Source organism: Virgisporangium aliadipatigenens (genome assembly GCF_016863615.1).
GTDB classification, from domain to species: domain Bacteria; phylum Actinomycetota; class Actinomycetes; order Mycobacteriales; family Micromonosporaceae; genus Virgisporangium; species Virgisporangium aliadipatigenens.
The window spans coordinates 25,228-39,594 of record NZ_BOPF01000037.1; the positions used below are offsets into that span (position 1 = coordinate 25,228).

Annotated in this window: 16 protein-coding genes; 7 read left to right on the forward strand and 9 right to left on the reverse strand. The window is 69.3% G+C overall.

The window, feature by feature from the left end; translation table 11 throughout:
• Positions 1-134: 134 nt before the first annotated feature.
• The 7 genes from Val02_RS37080 to Val02_RS37110 form a co-directional block, all read right to left on the reverse strand.
• Positions 135-1,067: a YflT domain-containing protein gene (locus Val02_RS37080; protein ID WP_203903983.1), complete on the reverse strand. Its 933-nt coding sequence runs from the start codon at positions 1,065-1,067 to the stop codon at positions 135-137.
• Positions 1,068-1,069: 2 nt separating this feature from the next.
• Complete coding sequence (locus Val02_RS37085; protein ID WP_203903984.1) at positions 1,070-1,477, reverse strand: four-helix bundle copper-binding protein; 408 nt, start codon at positions 1,475-1,477, stop codon at positions 1,070-1,072.
• Positions 1,478-1,497: 20 nt separating this feature from the next.
• Entirely contained in the window at positions 1,498-1,761 is a 264-nt protein-coding gene (locus Val02_RS37090) for a UBP-type zinc finger domain-containing protein (protein WP_203903985.1), read from the reverse strand.
• A gap of 17 nt (positions 1,762-1,778) precedes the next feature.
• Positions 1,779-2,228 carry a DUF1931 family protein gene (locus Val02_RS37095; protein WP_203903986.1) on the reverse strand — a complete coding sequence of 150 codons (450 nt, stop codon included), beginning with the start codon at positions 2,226-2,228 and terminating at the stop codon, positions 1,779-1,781.
• Positions 2,229-2,255: 27 nt separating this feature from the next.
• The gene (locus tag Val02_RS37100) at positions 2,256-3,620 is read right to left on the reverse strand and encodes a hemerythrin domain-containing protein (protein ID WP_203903987.1); all 1,365 of its coding nucleotides are present in this window, start codon (positions 3,618-3,620) and stop codon (positions 2,256-2,258) included.
• Positions 3,621-3,719: 99 nt separating this feature from the next.
• Complete coding sequence (locus Val02_RS37105) at positions 3,720-4,043, reverse strand: STAS domain-containing protein (RefSeq protein ID WP_203903988.1); 324 nt, start codon at positions 4,041-4,043, stop codon at positions 3,720-3,722.
• Positions 4,044-4,146: 103 nt separating this feature from the next.
• Complete coding sequence (locus tag Val02_RS37110) at positions 4,147-4,818, reverse strand: BON domain-containing protein (RefSeq protein WP_203903989.1); 672 nt, start codon at positions 4,816-4,818, stop codon at positions 4,147-4,149.
• Positions 4,819-4,928: 110 nt separating this feature from the next.
• Here Val02_RS37110 and Val02_RS37115 point away from each other — a divergent pair, with 110 nt between their 5' ends.
• Positions 4,929-6,017, forward strand: coding sequence for a hypothetical protein (locus tag Val02_RS37115; RefSeq protein WP_203903990.1), 1,089 nt, complete (start codon positions 4,929-4,931; stop codon positions 6,015-6,017).
• Between the two features lie 3 nt (positions 6,018-6,020).
• Here Val02_RS37115 and Val02_RS37120 read toward each other — a convergent pair whose 3' ends face one another.
• Entirely contained in the window at positions 6,021-6,908 is an 888-nt protein-coding gene (locus Val02_RS37120; RefSeq protein WP_203903991.1) for a PrsW family intramembrane metalloprotease, read from the reverse strand.
• Between the two features lie 232 nt (positions 6,909-7,140).
• The gene (locus Val02_RS37125) at positions 7,141-9,759 is read right to left on the reverse strand and encodes a winged helix-turn-helix domain-containing protein (protein ID WP_203903992.1); all 2,619 of its coding nucleotides are present in this window, start codon (positions 9,757-9,759) and stop codon (positions 7,141-7,143) included.
• 310 nt (positions 9,760-10,069) lie between these two features.
• Between Val02_RS37125 and Val02_RS37130 the strand changes: the two genes are divergently transcribed.
• The 6 genes from Val02_RS37130 to Val02_RS37155 all read left to right on the forward strand — a co-directional run bounded on the left by Val02_RS37130 (position 10,070) and on the right by Val02_RS37155 (position 14,146).
• Positions 10,070-10,471 carry an Hsp20/alpha crystallin family protein gene (locus tag Val02_RS37130; RefSeq protein ID WP_203903993.1) on the forward strand — a complete coding sequence of 134 codons (402 nt, stop codon included), beginning with the start codon at positions 10,070-10,072 and terminating at the stop codon, positions 10,469-10,471.
• Positions 10,472-10,660: 189 nt separating this feature from the next.
• Positions 10,661-11,302: an NADPH-dependent F420 reductase gene (locus Val02_RS37135; protein ID WP_203903994.1), complete on the forward strand. Its 642-nt coding sequence runs from the start codon at positions 10,661-10,663 to the stop codon at positions 11,300-11,302.
• Positions 11,303-11,375: 73 nt separating this feature from the next.
• Entirely contained in the window at positions 11,376-11,813 is a 438-nt protein-coding gene (locus tag Val02_RS37140) for a DUF2267 domain-containing protein (protein ID WP_203903995.1), read from the forward strand.
• A gap of 182 nt (positions 11,814-11,995) precedes the next feature.
• Complete coding sequence (locus tag Val02_RS47810) at positions 11,996-13,027, forward strand: LuxR C-terminal-related transcriptional regulator (protein ID WP_239153632.1); 1,032 nt, start codon at positions 11,996-11,998, stop codon at positions 13,025-13,027.
• A gap of 345 nt (positions 13,028-13,372) precedes the next feature.
• Positions 13,373-13,570, forward strand: a complete 198-nt coding sequence (locus tag Val02_RS37150) for a hypothetical protein (protein ID WP_203903996.1) — start codon at positions 13,373-13,375, stop codon at positions 13,568-13,570.
• Positions 13,571-13,717: 147 nt separating this feature from the next.
• Positions 13,718-14,146 (forward strand): hypothetical protein, encoded by a 429-nt coding sequence (locus Val02_RS37155; protein ID WP_203903997.1) that lies wholly within the window; start codon positions 13,718-13,720, stop codon positions 14,144-14,146.
• The last annotated feature ends 221 nt before the right edge of the window (positions 14,147-14,367 follow it).

Below are 14,367 nucleotides of genomic sequence, written 5' to 3' on the forward strand. Positions count from 1 at the left end.
GGGTTCGATCGAGCGGTCCGGCCAGCGCCTCGGATCGCCTGGGCGACCCAGGACTCCGTCGCATCTGTCGGCTTCCGGAGAACCGGGTGCCGCTCGAAGGGAAGCCGCCCGGTAGGTCACTCGCGCGGGTGCGACTAGCTTTCGTCGCTCAGGAGGTCCTGGTCGGTGACGGAGAGGTGGACGGTGTTGCCCTCCACCCGGTCGATCTGGTCCGACGCCACGTAAGCGTCCGGGCGGAGGAGGCCTGTGCGGTCGACCTTGACGAAGCCCAGTCGCAGGAGCCGTTCGCGCGGTTCGTCGGGGATCCGCGGCTCGCCGCGCACCGTCTCCTGGCCCTGGGCGGTCACGGCGTCCGGGTCGCCGAGTTTGACCAGTTCCACCTTCCCTACCCGCCGGCCCGACGCGTCGACCACGCGCATGCCTTCCTGGACGAACCGGATCGGTCCGAGCCTGCCGCTGCGGAAGGTGTCGTGGCGCTGTACATCCCTGCTTTCCGCCTCGGTGAGGATGTCCCGCGCCCGCGCGATGTCGTTTTCGCCGCCGTGCACGACCACGAGATGCTTGCCCGCACGGACGAGACGTTCGTACTTGGGAATGTGCTCCTTGGCGACGAAGTGCCCCAGTACCGCGCCGACACCGCCGCCCAGCAGGGCACCATGGGCCGCCCCGATCGCGGCGGCGGCGAGCGGGCCGAGCACGACGAGCGGACCGGCGCCGGGAATGAACAGCAGCGCGCTGCCGGCCATCAGGCCGAACACGCCGCCGACCCAGGCGCCGGTTGCCGCCGCCGGGCCGGCGATGTCGCCCGTCGTCACGTACCCGTTGATCCGCGTCTCGCTCTGCAGGTCCCTGCTCACGATGGAGATCCGGTCGATCGGGAAGCCGGCCCCGAAGAGCCGCTCGACGGCGGCCTGTGCGGCGTCGATGTCGTCGAAGACGCCGATCACGGCCCGGTCGTCGGCGCCGACCGGTTCGGTGTCGACGGCTGGCGCCCCCGTGCCGATCGGCCGGAAATCGTCAGTTGGTGTCGCGGTGCGTTCGATGGTGGGCTTGATGGTTTCGGTCATGCTCACTCCAACGGACGAAGTAGGCGCCGGCACGCTTGTGCGCAGCGGCGGCAGGCATCCCCGCAGATCCGGCAGGCCTCGTTCTCCAGGGCGTGTTTTCGGCATTCGTCGTACGCGGCGCGGCACGCCTCGATGAGCGCACGCAACGTCGCGGCTGTCACCTCTGCGTCATAGGGCGTGGGCCGGGACAGCACGCGCACGGCGGCCGTGGCGAGATCGGCGCAGTTGAGCACGGCTCCCGAGCATCGGACCAGGTGCGCCGCCCCAGGGTCGGCAGCGCACGCGTCGGCACAGGACGTGCACGCCTGAGCGCAGTTGAGACAGTACTGAACGCAGATGACGAGTGCGTCGTCGTCGATACTCGGCAACGTGCCCGGATAGGCGTTCAGCATCGCCGCTATGTCGGTCATCGGTCCCACTCCTCGCGGTCCTAGACGAGTGCCTCGTCGATGTAGCACCAGCGCCAGTTCTCGCCCGGTTCGAACGACTGGACGATCGGATGCCCGGCGGTATGGGCGTGCATTCGGGCGTGGCGTAACGGTGAGGAGTCGCAGCATCCGACATGGCCGCAGGTCAGGCACAGTCGTAGGTGCACCCACGGCGAGCCGATCGCCAGGCATTCCGCGCAGCCGTCGGGTGTCTGCGGTATCGTTGGCCGGATCAGTCTGACATGCGGATCGTGAACACCCGTCACTGCTTTGTCCCTTCGACTCAGGTCAACTCGTCGACGGTCTTGAATGCTTTTTCCCAATGCTCGGTTTGTGGGTTTCTCACACCGGGCTCGACGAGCGCGATGATTCGGGCGAGCGCCAGGCTGAGTCCACCGATGACGTGGGGCAGCCGCTTCTCGGTCGCCTCACTCAACGCGCGATCGAGCGGTGGATACACCGCCAACCGGCTCAGGATCGGCGACAGTTCGATCTCCTGATCCATCTTGCGGAACGCGTGGATGCACTCCTGCAGTCCTTTTGTGATGGGCAGATCGTGCGGCGCAACGACGTCCCGCAGGTTTGCCTCCGCCGTGACCTGTCCCATCAGCAGCAGGTCATGTACTTTCCGTACGATGAAGTCGCTGTACCGCTTGAGATCGCTCTTGTCGACCTCCAGGTGCGCAGCGGCACGGAAGAAGCGTTCGAATTTGTCGACACCGAAAATCGGCATGCGGAGTGTCCTTCCCGGTAGGCCATGTCACGTGCGGATTCGCCGGAGTGCGTCGCGCACCCGGTCCGCCGTCCGAGGCAGCCATCCTGCCCGCGACTGCGGCTCTTCATCGCGGATGTCGGCCGCCTCCTCCGCCTCCTGGACCGCATCGGTCAGGCCGCACAGTTCGTCCGCGGGAACGTCCCGGCGCAGTCGTGGGAACTCGTCGTGTTCCTCCTGCCGGGCATGCGCACGGATCATGTCCCGCAGCGCGCGGAGTTCCTCTGCTGCCTCGCCGGCCGCATCGGCGCGGACCGCGTCCGCCAGCGCGTCACTGATCCGGTGCTCGGCGTCGAGCAGGTGGTCTGCCAGGTGCCCGTCCGGGTCGCAGCGCCGGGTGAGCGGGTGGACGACTTCCTCTTCGACGGTCTCGTGAACGGCGATCAGCCGCGCCAGCCGACCGAACGCCGAGTGCCGCGCGTCACCGGTTACTCGAAGCGTGTGCCGGAACTGGTGCTCGATCCGGTGGTGTTGCTCGGTCATCCGGTCCACCACGTCCCACTCGCTGTCCGGCTTCGTGCCAGGGGCGCCGGCCAGGTGGGTGCCGGCTGCGCCGGCTGGATCCCACAGAAGCAACGCGTTGCCTGCGAGGGCCACCGGTTCGGGCAGGCCCGGCCCCACGACCTCCTGCGGGTCACGACCTGTGTGCCGCCGCAGCAGATCGCCGGCGGCCCGCAGGTTCGCGAGTTCCATCTGCAGATGCAGTTCCCACAGCTGCCGGAGCCGGCGGTCGGTCTCCTGGCCCATGAACGAGTAGTACAGATAACAGGCGGCGGATTCGTGCACCACCAGCTGTCCCCAGTCGCCGTGACCGGTTCTCCACTCCGATCCGCGCCTGGGCCGGCTCGCTCCGACCGCCCAGCGGTGCAGCAGCGACACCGGTTGTGTCGTCGACGGAGGCGGTGAACCGAACGGCCCCGGGTCGCCGGGTCGCTGCGCGGTGGGAACCGGCATGGCCGTCAGCTCCTCGATCTCGCTGCCGACACGATCCGCCCACGGGTGTCCGGCCCGGTCGCTCAACTCGACGAGCCGTTGCAGCTGCGCGAGATGCGACCAGGCCTGCCGCTGGTACGCCGTCCGGCGGTCGCGATCGGGCTCGTTGCGCGCCACCCAGATGACCAGGTCAAGGGCGGCCCGGGCGGACCCGATGGCGCTCTCCAGCGGATGTTCGAGCTGTGGCTTCCGGGCGGCGATGTTGTCCCGGCGCGCGGACGCGGACTCGCCCAGGCGCCCGACCGACTGACGGGATTCGACGTCGCGGCAGCGCTGGACGAGCCGCCGGTCGAACAGCGCGGACGCCGTCTCGATGCCCTCCATCGTGCTCACCCGGCAGCGCGTGTAGGAGTCGGTCATCCACACGTCAAACGGTTCGGCGTCGAGCTCATGCCAGTGCCGGCCATGTCGGTCGACGGGAAGTCCTGGATGATCAAACGGGTTAAACACGGCGACTCGTCATTCGGTCCTCCCGATCACGTTCACGGGTCGGCTTGTCGATGCCGGGGGCGACTCAGGCGTTGATGTGAGGGCGTCGTACACGCCGAGGACCTTGAGCGCCCTGCGCGGGATACCGCAGACGTTGACGACGTGGAATCGCTTGGCCCGCCGCAGCGACTCCCGGTGCGCCTCGATGAGGACGTTCGCCCCGCAGACGCCCATGAACCGAAGCCGGCCCAGGTCGACGACGACCCGGTGCACGGACCGCTGGCGCAGCGGGTCCAGCACCGCGTCGCGGAACCGGGCCTCCTCCGCGATGTCCACCTCGCCGACGGCGATCACGTCGACGTGACCTCCCTCAGCGGTGCGGTATACCGTGCGGATGATGCGGAGCCCGGAACCTGGAACGTCGGCGGGCCACACGGCGCAGTCAGTCCCTCGGGGTTCACGGTCGCACTACGATGCGGTTCTGGACCTCGGTGATTCCCGGTGCCGACCAGGCGACCCGCTCCGCTTCTTGTTTCTCGGCCCAAGACCGGACGGTGCCGTCGAGGATGACTCGATCGCCTTCGATCGTGACGTCGATCGACCGGGCGGAGGTTGCGGCGCTGCGGGTCAGGGCGTCCTCGATCTTCCGTTTCAGGTCGCTCGGCGTTGACCGCGGCCGTACGGTGACGAGGTTACTGATCCCTACCACGCCGGGCAGCGTGCGGACCGTCCGTTCCGCGGCGCGGCGCTGGTACTCCCATTCCACGGTTCCGCGCAGCGTGACCCAGCCTTTCGACACCGTGACCTTGACTGCGCCGTTGGGCACGAGGCTGTCCGATTCGAGTGCTCGGGCCGCCGCGGCCGCGATGTCGGGGTCGGTGCGCCGGTCGTCGCCAGTGAGCCGCACCTCGATGTCGTTCGCGACTGCCTGAACCCCGCGCACCCGTTGCGTCGCGTTCTCGGCCGCCCACTTCTTGATGAAGGAGTCGACCGTGCCGGTCAGTGTCACGACGCCGTCCTTCACCGCCACGCCGATCTCGTTCGGCTGTAGCCGCGAGTCCCACTTCAGCTCCGCGAGGACCTCGCGTTGGATCTGTTCATCGGTCAGTGTTGTGGTTGCCGAAGTCATCGGTGTCCTCCCGGTAGTGTGCCCTCTGTGAATATCCGTTCCGCTCGGGTGAGCAGGGCTAGCCCTTGCGGGGTGATTGTGGAGGCGCCGCGTCCTGGGACACTGTGCGGATGAACGGCGCCCGACCGCCGGAGTCCGGAGAGCGCGACGAGGCGGCATCCTCACCTGTCGTTCTGTGCATCGTTGCCGCGCCCGGGGCGGCGACCGACCTGATGCGCAGACTCGAACCGGAGCTGACCGATCTGATCGCTGCACGGCTGCGCGGGGTGCAGTGGGTGGTGCGGTGCGTCTCGGACCGCCTGGTCGAGTGGCCGGCAGACCTGAGCCAGCTCGTCGCGGCGGCGCGCCGCCGGATGCTCGAGGAGCACGGGCACCTGGTGGTCAGCATCACCGACCTGCCGCTGCAGACCGCGCGGCGGCCGGTTGTGGCACACGCCAGCATGACGCACGGGGTGGCCGTGCTGTCCTTGCCGGCGCTGGGCGCGGTCGATGTGGTGCATCGGGCGAGGGCGACCACCGTGCGGTTGGTGGCGGCGTTGGTCGGCGGTGACTCGCAGTCGGCATCCGTCGATCGCCGGCTGCGGGAGCTCGGCGACCGCGTCGACGAGCACGGCGCGGCGTTCGGGTTCGTTACCGGGGTCGTCACCGGTAATCTGCGGCTGTTGCTGGGCATGCTGCGCGCCAACCGGCCGTGGCGGCTGGCGATCCGGCTGTCCCGCGCGCTGGTCGCCGCAGTGACGGCCGGTGTGTTCGCCCTCGTCACCGGTGACATCTGGCGGCTGTCCCACGACGCCGGCCCGCTGCGTCTCGGCGTGCTGACGGCGGGTTCGGTGGTCGCCGTGACGCTCACCATCGTCCTCGGGGCCGGCTTGTGGGAGAGGTCGCCGGCCCGGTCGGGCGCGCGGGAACAGGTCGTGCTCTTCAACGTCGTGACCGTCGCGACGGTGGTCATCGGCGTGCTGGCGCTGTATCTGGCGCTGCTGGTGCTGACTCTGGTCGGCGCGTTCCTACTGGTGCCCGAGGCGACGCTCGCCGATGCGCTCGGTTTCCGGCCGGGCGTCGGTACGGTGGCCGAACTCGCATGGACGGCCACTTCGATCGCGACGGTCGGCGGCGCGCTCGGTGCCGGGCTGGAGACCGACGAGGCGGTGCGTGAAGCCGCATACGGTTACCAGCCCGACGAGCACCTGCCGCGCTGACCGTCATCGGCGTCGCGCCCGCCGCCACATGACCGTCAGCCACGCCACTCCCACCAGCGAGATGACCGCGAGGCCGCTCCACTCCAGCACGGGGAGCAGACGTACCTGATCCGGCGTGGGCTGCACCAGCCAGCCGTTCGGCGTGGACTGGTACCGCTCGCCCTCGGTGATCAGCAGGGTCAGGGTGAGGGCGATGCTGTGCATCATGTCCCACAACGCGTGCAGCGCCGAGACCCCGAGAAATGCGGCGACCAGGCGTGCGGTGGCGGTGAACCGCTGTCGGGACGTGGCGAACAGCACCCCACCGAGGATGGCCGTCCACAGTCCGTGTCCCACCGGGGCGAGCAGGCCGCGCAGCAGTTCCGTCTGAACGACCTGCGTCAGCGACAGCCCTTCGACCGTGAACAGCGCCGTGAAGGCGTACCCGGCGGACTCGAAGGCGGCGAAACCGAACCCGACCGAGGCGCCGAGGATCATGCCGTCGCGTACGGAGCGCACCGTCAGACGGCGCGTCAACACCGCCAGCGCGACGAGCTTGACCGCCTCCTCGATCAGACCGACGCCGACGAACAGCGGCACAGAAGGGTTCAGCAGGTAGCTCTCGAGCACCGACGCACCCAGCACGCCCAGCACCACACCGATGATGAACGTGTTGAACACAAGGCTTGCCGTGATCTCGCCGGTGTCGCGCCGTTCGAACGCCCATGCCACAAAGGTCACCGGCACCAGGAAGCTGCCGAGCAGCACCAGCGTGGGCACCAGGTTCGGGTTCCCGGTGGCGAACGTGACGACTACCGTCGCCAGCCACAGCACCAGACCGATCAGAAAGATGCGCGACCACGCCCGGCCCGCCCGCGGGTAGGCACGCGGAGTCGCATCGACATCGAGCATGGGAACCTCCCGTGAGCGTGGTGATTCAGGCGGTGGCCGGCCGGCCAGGCCGGTGTGCGAGTGCTCCTGCCGCAGCCGGCCCAGGCCGAAGGAGACCAGCGACTCCGAACCCGACGGCGCGCCGCGCTTCCGCTCAACACGCTGCCGGTCAACCTGGCGGGGGAGGATTCGTCTGGTAGATCCATCCCATCAGCCTGCGTGCGCACCTGTCGATTGGTACGGTTACCGATAGCTACAGCAGAGTCAGCTCACGGGCACGGCGAACGGCCGCGCGTCGGCCGGTCACCGCCAACTTCCGGTAAATGTTGCGGACGTGCGTCTTCACGGTGTTCACCGATACCGATAGGTCACCGGCGATCTCGCTGTTGGCCATGGTGCCCTGCAAGTACCGCAGAACCGTCAACTCGCGGTCGGTCAGCGACTCCACCAGCGACGGCGCGCGGGCGGCGGCCGCGGCGCGCTCGGCGCCGGTCTCCACCAGATCCCGCACCCACGACCACCGTGCGGTGCCGGCGTCGAGATGGTTGGCGAGCAGACGGCGCACGCGCTGCCCGCCGCGGGTGAACGGCCGGCGGAAACCCTCGGGCTCGGCCAGTTCCAGCGTGCGTTCCAGGATGTCGCCGGCACGGCGGGGGTCGGCACCACGATGCGCGGCCAGGGCCGCCAGGAGTCCGGCGTCCAGCCGCAGCGCCAGCGGGCCGGCGCCGGTGTCGGCCCATTGCGGCAGCGCCCTGGCCGCAGCACGGTGGTCGCCGTCGTACAGGTATGACCTGGCCAGAATGACGGCGAGATCCGGCGGCGGCTCACGGACAGCGTCCAGCATCGGTTGCAACAACGCGCGAGCCATCGCCGTGTCTCCACATCCGATGCGCAACTCGGCCTCCGCGACCGTCAACCGTTCGCGCAGGTATGCGGTGGCGATCGCCTCTCGATCGCGCCGGGCGGCGCGGAGGGTGTCGTACGCCGCCGCCAGGTCGGCCCGCGCATGGTGGACGGCGATGCGGGTCGTGGCGACTCCCGCCGCGACGAACGGGTCGTGCTGCGGTTGATTCGCGGCGAGGTCGAGGTAGCGGTCGGCGTCGACAAGGCGGTCCCGTTCGAAGCTCACCGTGGCCAACGCAAGGTAGGCGGCCGCCCGGCGATCCGCACCGCATCGTCCCGTGCACGTCGGCGCCCGCAGCACCTCCTGCGCGACACGCTCGGCATGACCTAGCTCGCCTCGGCCCGCCCACAGCACCGCCAGCCGGGCGGAGCACGCGTGCCGGGCGCAGGGCAGGAAGGCCCGATCAGCGACGTGCGCGCCGGCGACAAGATTCCGCTCAGCGGCTCCGCGGTCGCCGGCGGCGAGTTGCGCCGCCCCCAGCGCGGTCCGGGCGATCGCCCGCACCCGGACGTTGTGATCGGCGTGGCCGGAGTTGACATCGACCAGCAGTCGCCGGGCGATCGCCTCGACGGCCGCGGGGTTTGCCTCCTGCCTGGCCAACGCGAGGCGGAGCACCGTGTACACCGTCCTGGCCGGGCTTCCCCGGTCGGCCCGGTGCCGGTTCAGACCGGCCCCGGCCAGTCGTAGGAAGGTCTCGGCACCGATGCCGTCCTGGACACTCAGCAGGTGTGCGGCGTAGGCCAGCGCCAGCTCCGGCGCGGCATGCAGCACGTCCTCCGGCGGCGGTGCCGCGCCGCCCGTGCCCGGCCCGTCGGGACACGTCGCGATGCGGTGCCAGTGGCCGAACAGCACGGCGGTGGCGCGGTGCCAGTCCCGGCCGGCCAGCGCCTGATCGAGGGCTGCCCCGCTGCGGCCGTGCGAGGCGAACCAGTCAGCCGCCCGGCCATGCAGTTCCGAGAACCGGTCCGGGGAGGCTCGACGCAGGCGGCTGCGCAGCAGCGCGGCGAAGAGCGGGTGGTACCGGTACCAGCCCGGCTCGCCGGGAATCTCGACCGTGAACGCACCGCGCCGGACGAACTCACCGAGTATGCGTTCGCCGTCGGTGCCACCGGTCAGCGCGTCCGCCAGGGAACCGTGCAGGCGCGGCGACACCGACGTGGCGAGCAGGAAGTCGCGTTCGTAGGGAGACTGACAAGCCAGTACCTCGCGGTCGAGATACTCCGCGATGGCCGGCTGATCGCCGGTGAGCCGATCCACCAGCTGCACCGGGTCGGCCTGCCCGCACATGACCCGCGTCATCAACCGGATTCCTGCTGGCCAGCCTTCGGTATGCACCCGCAGGGCGTCGACGTCGGGAGCCGGAAGGTCGACACCGTGCTGTGCCAACGCATCCGCGGTCTCGGCAACGGTGAACGCCAGGTCGTCGGCGCCGATCTCGGTCAGCTCGCCGCCCAACCGCCAGCGGTGCAGCGCGAGCGAAGGCTCCGTTCGGGCCGCGACCACCAGCCGCAGGGCCTCCGCGTGCCGCAGCAGGAAGTCGAGATCTCGCGACGCGTCGGGATCGGCAAGATGGTGCAGATCGTCAAGCACGATGCGGACCGGCACGGGACTGTCGGCCAGCACGGTGGCCAGCTCGCACAGGTAGACCCGGCGCGACACCGACAGCGGTACCGGCACCGGACGCCGGCCGTACCCACCGATCGCGCCGGCGGCCGACAACGACGCATGCAGATGCGTCCACAGGCTGTCGCTGTCGTCGCCGGGCTCGATCGTCATCCATGCGGTGGGGCCGCGTCGGGTGTCGCGGGCCCATTCACTGAGCAACGTCGTCTTTCCCCACCCCGCGGGAGCCGTCACCACCGTGAGCGGGCGCGTGGTGGCCACGTCCAGCATCGTCGCGAGCCTCGGGCGGGCGACGAGCGGCGCCCGAGGCGCCGGCCCGACCAGTTTGGACGCCAGAACCGGCATGGCGGCACCCCGTCGTCCATCCGGAATCGGCACGAGCGCGTACCGGATCTCGCTCAGCAGCGCTGATGAATTGGCCATTCTGCCGTCCGTCTGCCGTCCGTCCGTACTGACCGCTTCAGTCAATCCGTTCGCAGCACCGCCAGACAGTGGTCGACTTCCCGATTTCGTCGCCATCCTCCTCGCCGGGTGACGCGCCCTCACCCGGCCCCGTGGACAGATGCTGGCGACGCAAAGGGGTGACGACCATGACGACAGTGCCCACGCGCCGGTCCGGCAACCCGCCAGGGTGCACGGCCGGCGAGACGAGCCGATGACCGACGTCGACCAGCTTCAGGACCTGATTCGAAGCTTCCTGCGGGACCCGTTCGGCGCCAACGGCGAGCAGGCACCCGGCTGGATTCCGGCGGCGGACATCGAGGAGACGGACGACGCCTACATCCTCGAACTGGACGTCCCGGGCCTCAAACGGGAGGACGTGAACATCGAACTGCGCGACAGCGAGGTACGGATCAGGGGCGAGATCAAGGAGAAGGAGCGCACCGGCCTCCTGCGCCGGCAGACCCGGCGGGTCGGCCAGTTCGAATTCGGGATGACGCTTCCGGGGGACATCAACCCGGACCGCGTGGACGCCACACTGCGGGACGGCGTGCTGACGGTTCGTCTGGGTAAGGCGACGGCGAGCCAGCCGCGTCAGGTCCAGATCAAGGATTGAGGCTGTTTCGCAGGGGCCGGGTCGGGCTTGAGAGCCTCACGGTCCGGCCGGGCAGGTCCGGCTCGCTCGACGCCGAAACCGTTGAGGCTGGGTCGGACCGCCGGCTGGAGCAGGGCACGGACCTGCTCGACGCTGCACTCCGGCCGGTCGGGCCCGTGCATCTGATCCGCTGCGGAGAGAGGTTGTGCAATGAGGATCGCGATCATCGGAGTGGGTGGCGTCGGCCGCGCGTTGGCCCAGGCGTTCACCGTGGCCGGCCACGTCGTGGTCGTCGGCGCGAGGCACCCCGAACACGCGCAGAAGGCGGCCGACGAGCTCAAGGTGGCCGCCGCGGGCTCCAGCCGGGAGGCGGTGGAGGGTGCCGAGCTGGTCGTTCTGGCCGTGCCCGCCAAAGCTGTGGCGAAGATCCTGGATGAGACCGCGGACCTGCTCGATGGCATGATCGTCGTCGATCCCACCAACCCGGTCGACGACAATCGGGAGGCGATCCTGCGCTCCACGGCGTCGCTGGCGGAGGCCGCCACCCTGCTCGCGCCCGGAGCCCGCGTGGTCAAGGCGTTCAACACCGTGCTCGCCGGTCGCCTGAACGACCCCGTCGTCGACGGGATACCGCTGGACGGCTACTACGCCGGAGACGACGTTGCTGCCAAGGCGGTCGTGGCCGGCCTCATCGCGGACACCGGCCTGCGGCCGATCGACGTCGGTGACCTGTTGACCGCGCGGGCGCTTGAGCTGATGGCCTACCTGCACATCTCGCTGAACATTCAGCAGGGCTGGCCGTGGCGGACGGGCTGGAAGCTGCTGGGCCAATCGGAAACCCGGCCACGATGACGTCTGCCCGGCTGGATCGCGAACTTGTCGAGGACTTCGTCGCGGGCGGGCCCGACGCCGACGGCGGATCCGCTTGGACAGCAATTCCTACCCGACAAGCCTCAACGAGAGGACGAGCCGCAGTGAAGTATCCGGAGTTCATCGCCACCCCGTAGGCGAACGCGCACAGGGCATCCCCAAGGACGAGGCCGAGGCCGTGACCCGGGCGACTCTGCAGACACTCGGCGAGCGGATCTCCGGAGGGGAGGCGCGCGATCTTGCCGCGCAGCTGCCGAAGGAACTCCAGCAGTATCTGGAGTCCGCTCCCGAGCCGCCGGAACCGTTCGGGCTCGACGAGTTCATCCGGAGGGTCAGCGAGCGGGCCGGCGTGGCGCCGGACGACGCCCGCGACGGCGTCCACGCGGTGATTCAGACGCTTCAGGACGCGGTGACCTTCGGCGAGTTCGAAGACGTCATGTCTCAGTTGCCGAAGGAGTTCGGGGCGCTCGCCAAGCCGAACGTCATTCCTTGACCAGTGTCTGACCGCGGCACCGCCAGCTGCGGCGGCCGGTCCGTCTTGGGTTCCCGGCGTGCCGTTCATGGCTCCCGACTTGCGAGTGGCGAAGATCGGCTGTCTGCTTGATGGGTCACGCTCTGGCGGCTGGGTCGCTTCCTCGGTCGACCACACCGCTGTGGGGCATGAGGTGGTGGGGGATGGCCGAATTTCCACGCGGCGGCCTCGAGGTCGCCGTTGAACTCGGGGAAGTGGCGTCCGGGCCGGGCGACCTGCAGCAGCGAGCCGGGGCGCTGCTGGATTCGCTGCGCCGGCTCGTTCCGTTCCAGGCCGCCGCGATCAATCTGCTCGATCCGGAGCAGCGGGTCCACGAGGCGGTGGTCAGCTGCGGCTACGACGACGACACACTGGGGTACATCTCCAGTCGCGCGCACACCGACGAGATCGAAATGCTCGGCTTCACCCGGTCACGCTCGGCCATGCGGCTGGGTGACCTGCCGGTCGACCGTAATCTGATACGCGGCTGGGCCGAGTACTTGCAGCCAGCCGGATTCCGGGAAGGTCTTGGCGTCGGCCTGTTCACTTCCGACGGCCGTCATCTGGGCCTGCTGGGCATGAACACCGACACCGCCGCACATCCGACCGAGGCCTCCCGTGACCTGATCGGCACGCTCGCCCCCCTGATAGCCAAGGCGATCGACCCGATGCGGTCGATCATGAAGGTGGCTCAGATCGTGGGTAACGCCGAAGCGGGGGTCGTGCTCACCCGCGGCGGCGGCACGCAGCCGATGCCCGGCCTGCCGGCACATCCTTTGCTGGACCGAGGCTCGGATGTGCTCGACTTCGCGGCCGAACAGGTGGCCCGTGGAGGCGCCTATGGCGCCTTTCTGGTCCCCTACACGGCCGATGGCCCGCTGCACGTCCACGTCCGGATCACGGTGCTGGTCGGCCCGCGCGACCCGCCGCACTTGCCGACCGGCGCGGTCCTGGTCTCCCCGCATGGCGAGCTGTACGGGCTGACCCCACGGGAACTGGAGGTCCTGGGCCTGATCGTCGAGGGCTGGCCCAACTTGCGTATCGCCGACGTCTTGTTCGTGACCAGACGCACCGTCAACGCCCACGTCGAACACATCCTGACCAAACTCGGCGCCGGAACCCGCACACTCGCTGCGGCCCGCGCGTTCCGCCTCGGCCTGTACGTACCCCGACCGCTTCGCGGCTCCGGCCCGTAGGGTTGCCGCCCGCCGATCGCGGAAATCCTTGTCGTTGGGCAATGAAGCGCGGCCTGGGAACGCGGGCGTCGCGTTCGCGGTGCCGTTTTCCGGGCGGTGAGCGCGGCGGCCGAGTGCCGAGCGTGGCTGCCGAAGGCTGCGGTGACTGCCGCGATGCGTGCCCCCGTTTCGGCAGCCGCTGATCGCCGACGTCGACGCGCGCCTCCGGGCTGGTCTGCCTGAGTGCTTGTACTCAACCGGATCGGGTACCGATGCTGAGCCGATCACTTCGACGTCGTCGAATGATTCCCGGCGTGACATCGCGCTGGTAGAAATGGACTCCGCGCGATGATCTTGGTGGGCCGCTTGTCGTCTGCGATGTTCGCCGTTACGGACCCAGGCGCAGGCCGCCAGCGCCGCGACCGCGACCACGTCCACAGTGGACGCGCCGACGCGCAGCTCGGCCCCGAGACCCGTGACGACATCGGCGTGCGGGAGGTGGCGGTGCAGCAGCACCTCGACCAGGGCACGGACCGTTACCCGGGCGAAGCGATCCACCCGTGACCGCTGCCGGCCGAGACGGCTGTGGGTTGGACGGTTCAGCTGTCGACGGCTGTGCAACTGTAAACCTTGTCCCGCAAGGGAACCGGGGTTGTTGTCGGCTCTCGTTGACGGTGTCCCTGGGGAAGATGATTCATGAGAATCCGACGAATGCTGACGGTCCTGGCCGTGGCCGCGATGGGTGCGGTGGGATCGCTCGGCTCTACCGCACCCGCGTTGGCCTCCACGGCCAGCTTCGATGTGTCGGTCTATCACTCGACGGGCGTTCTGTCGGGTCGGATGACCGGGGACTTCCGCCGGCTCAACCAGTCGGTGACCATCACCAACATCGAGCAGTGGGTGCGGGCCGGTGAATGCTCCTACGGCTCGTTCGAAGGATGGCAGTACAACCCCACCGGCGGGTCTCCCCACCTGGACACCAGGACGTCGAGGAAGCGCTGCGCGTCGGCGAACACATGGTTCGAGCCGGAGGATTTCACGCTCGACGCGAAGGGTGTCACCGGCGGCATCAACACCGTGCAGATCTATCTGATCGATGGGGAGCACGGTCGAGACGGCTACGGCGAAGGCGTACGCTGACCCGAGTGCGCGACCGCACGCGGACCTGCCGGCGCGCGGAGATGGGGAGCTTCAAAGGAGCCACCGGGCGGTGTCGACGCCGAAACCGATGACCACGAGTGCCCGCCGGTCCCGGAACAATTCCTGGTGCATGTCGTCCTGGACGCCGGCCGTCGTGTGTGGCATCGGCGGGTGGCCGCGGGTGCTGTGCGCAGGCCGTCGAGCATTCCGCCGATGGTGCG

Bases quoted from the DNA above. Each gene is read 5' to 3' on its own strand.
- Val02_RS37080 (WP_203903983.1), bottom strand. From the start codon at position 1,067: ATGACCGAAACCATCAAGCCCACCATCGAACGCACCGCGACACCAACT.
- Val02_RS37085 (WP_203903984.1), bottom strand. From the start codon at position 1,477: ATGACCGACATAGCGGCGATGCTGAACGCCTATCCGGGCACGTTGCCG.
- Val02_RS37095 (WP_203903986.1), bottom strand. From the start codon at position 2,228: ATGCCGATTTTCGGTGTCGACAAATTCGAACGCTTCTTCCGTGCCGCT.
- Val02_RS37100 (WP_203903987.1), bottom strand. From the start codon at position 3,620: ATGACCGACTCCTACACGCGCTGCCGGGTGAGCACGATGGAGGGCATC.
- Val02_RS37110 (WP_203903989.1), bottom strand. From the start codon at position 4,818: ATGACTTCGGCAACCACAACACTGACCGATGAACAGATCCAACGCGAG.
- Val02_RS37115 (WP_203903990.1), top strand. From the start codon at position 4,929: ATGAACGGCGCCCGACCGCCGGAGTCCGGAGAGCGCGACGAGGCGGCA.
- Val02_RS37120 (WP_203903991.1), bottom strand. From the start codon at position 6,908: ATGCTCGATGTCGATGCGACTCCGCGTGCCTACCCGCGGGCGGGCCGG.
- Val02_RS37125 (WP_203903992.1), bottom strand. From the start codon at position 9,759: ATGCCGGTTCTGGCGTCCAAACTGGTCGGGCCGGCGCCTCGGGCGCCG.
- Val02_RS37130 (WP_203903993.1), top strand. From the start codon at position 10,070: ATGACCGACGTCGACCAGCTTCAGGACCTGATTCGAAGCTTCCTGCGG.
- Val02_RS37135 (WP_203903994.1), top strand. From the start codon at position 10,661: ATGAGGATCGCGATCATCGGAGTGGGTGGCGTCGGCCGCGCGTTGGCC.
- Val02_RS47810 (WP_239153632.1), top strand. From the start codon at position 11,996: ATGGCCGAATTTCCACGCGGCGGCCTCGAGGTCGCCGTTGAACTCGGG.
- Val02_RS37155 (WP_203903997.1), top strand. From the start codon at position 13,718: ATGCTGACGGTCCTGGCCGTGGCCGCGATGGGTGCGGTGGGATCGCTC.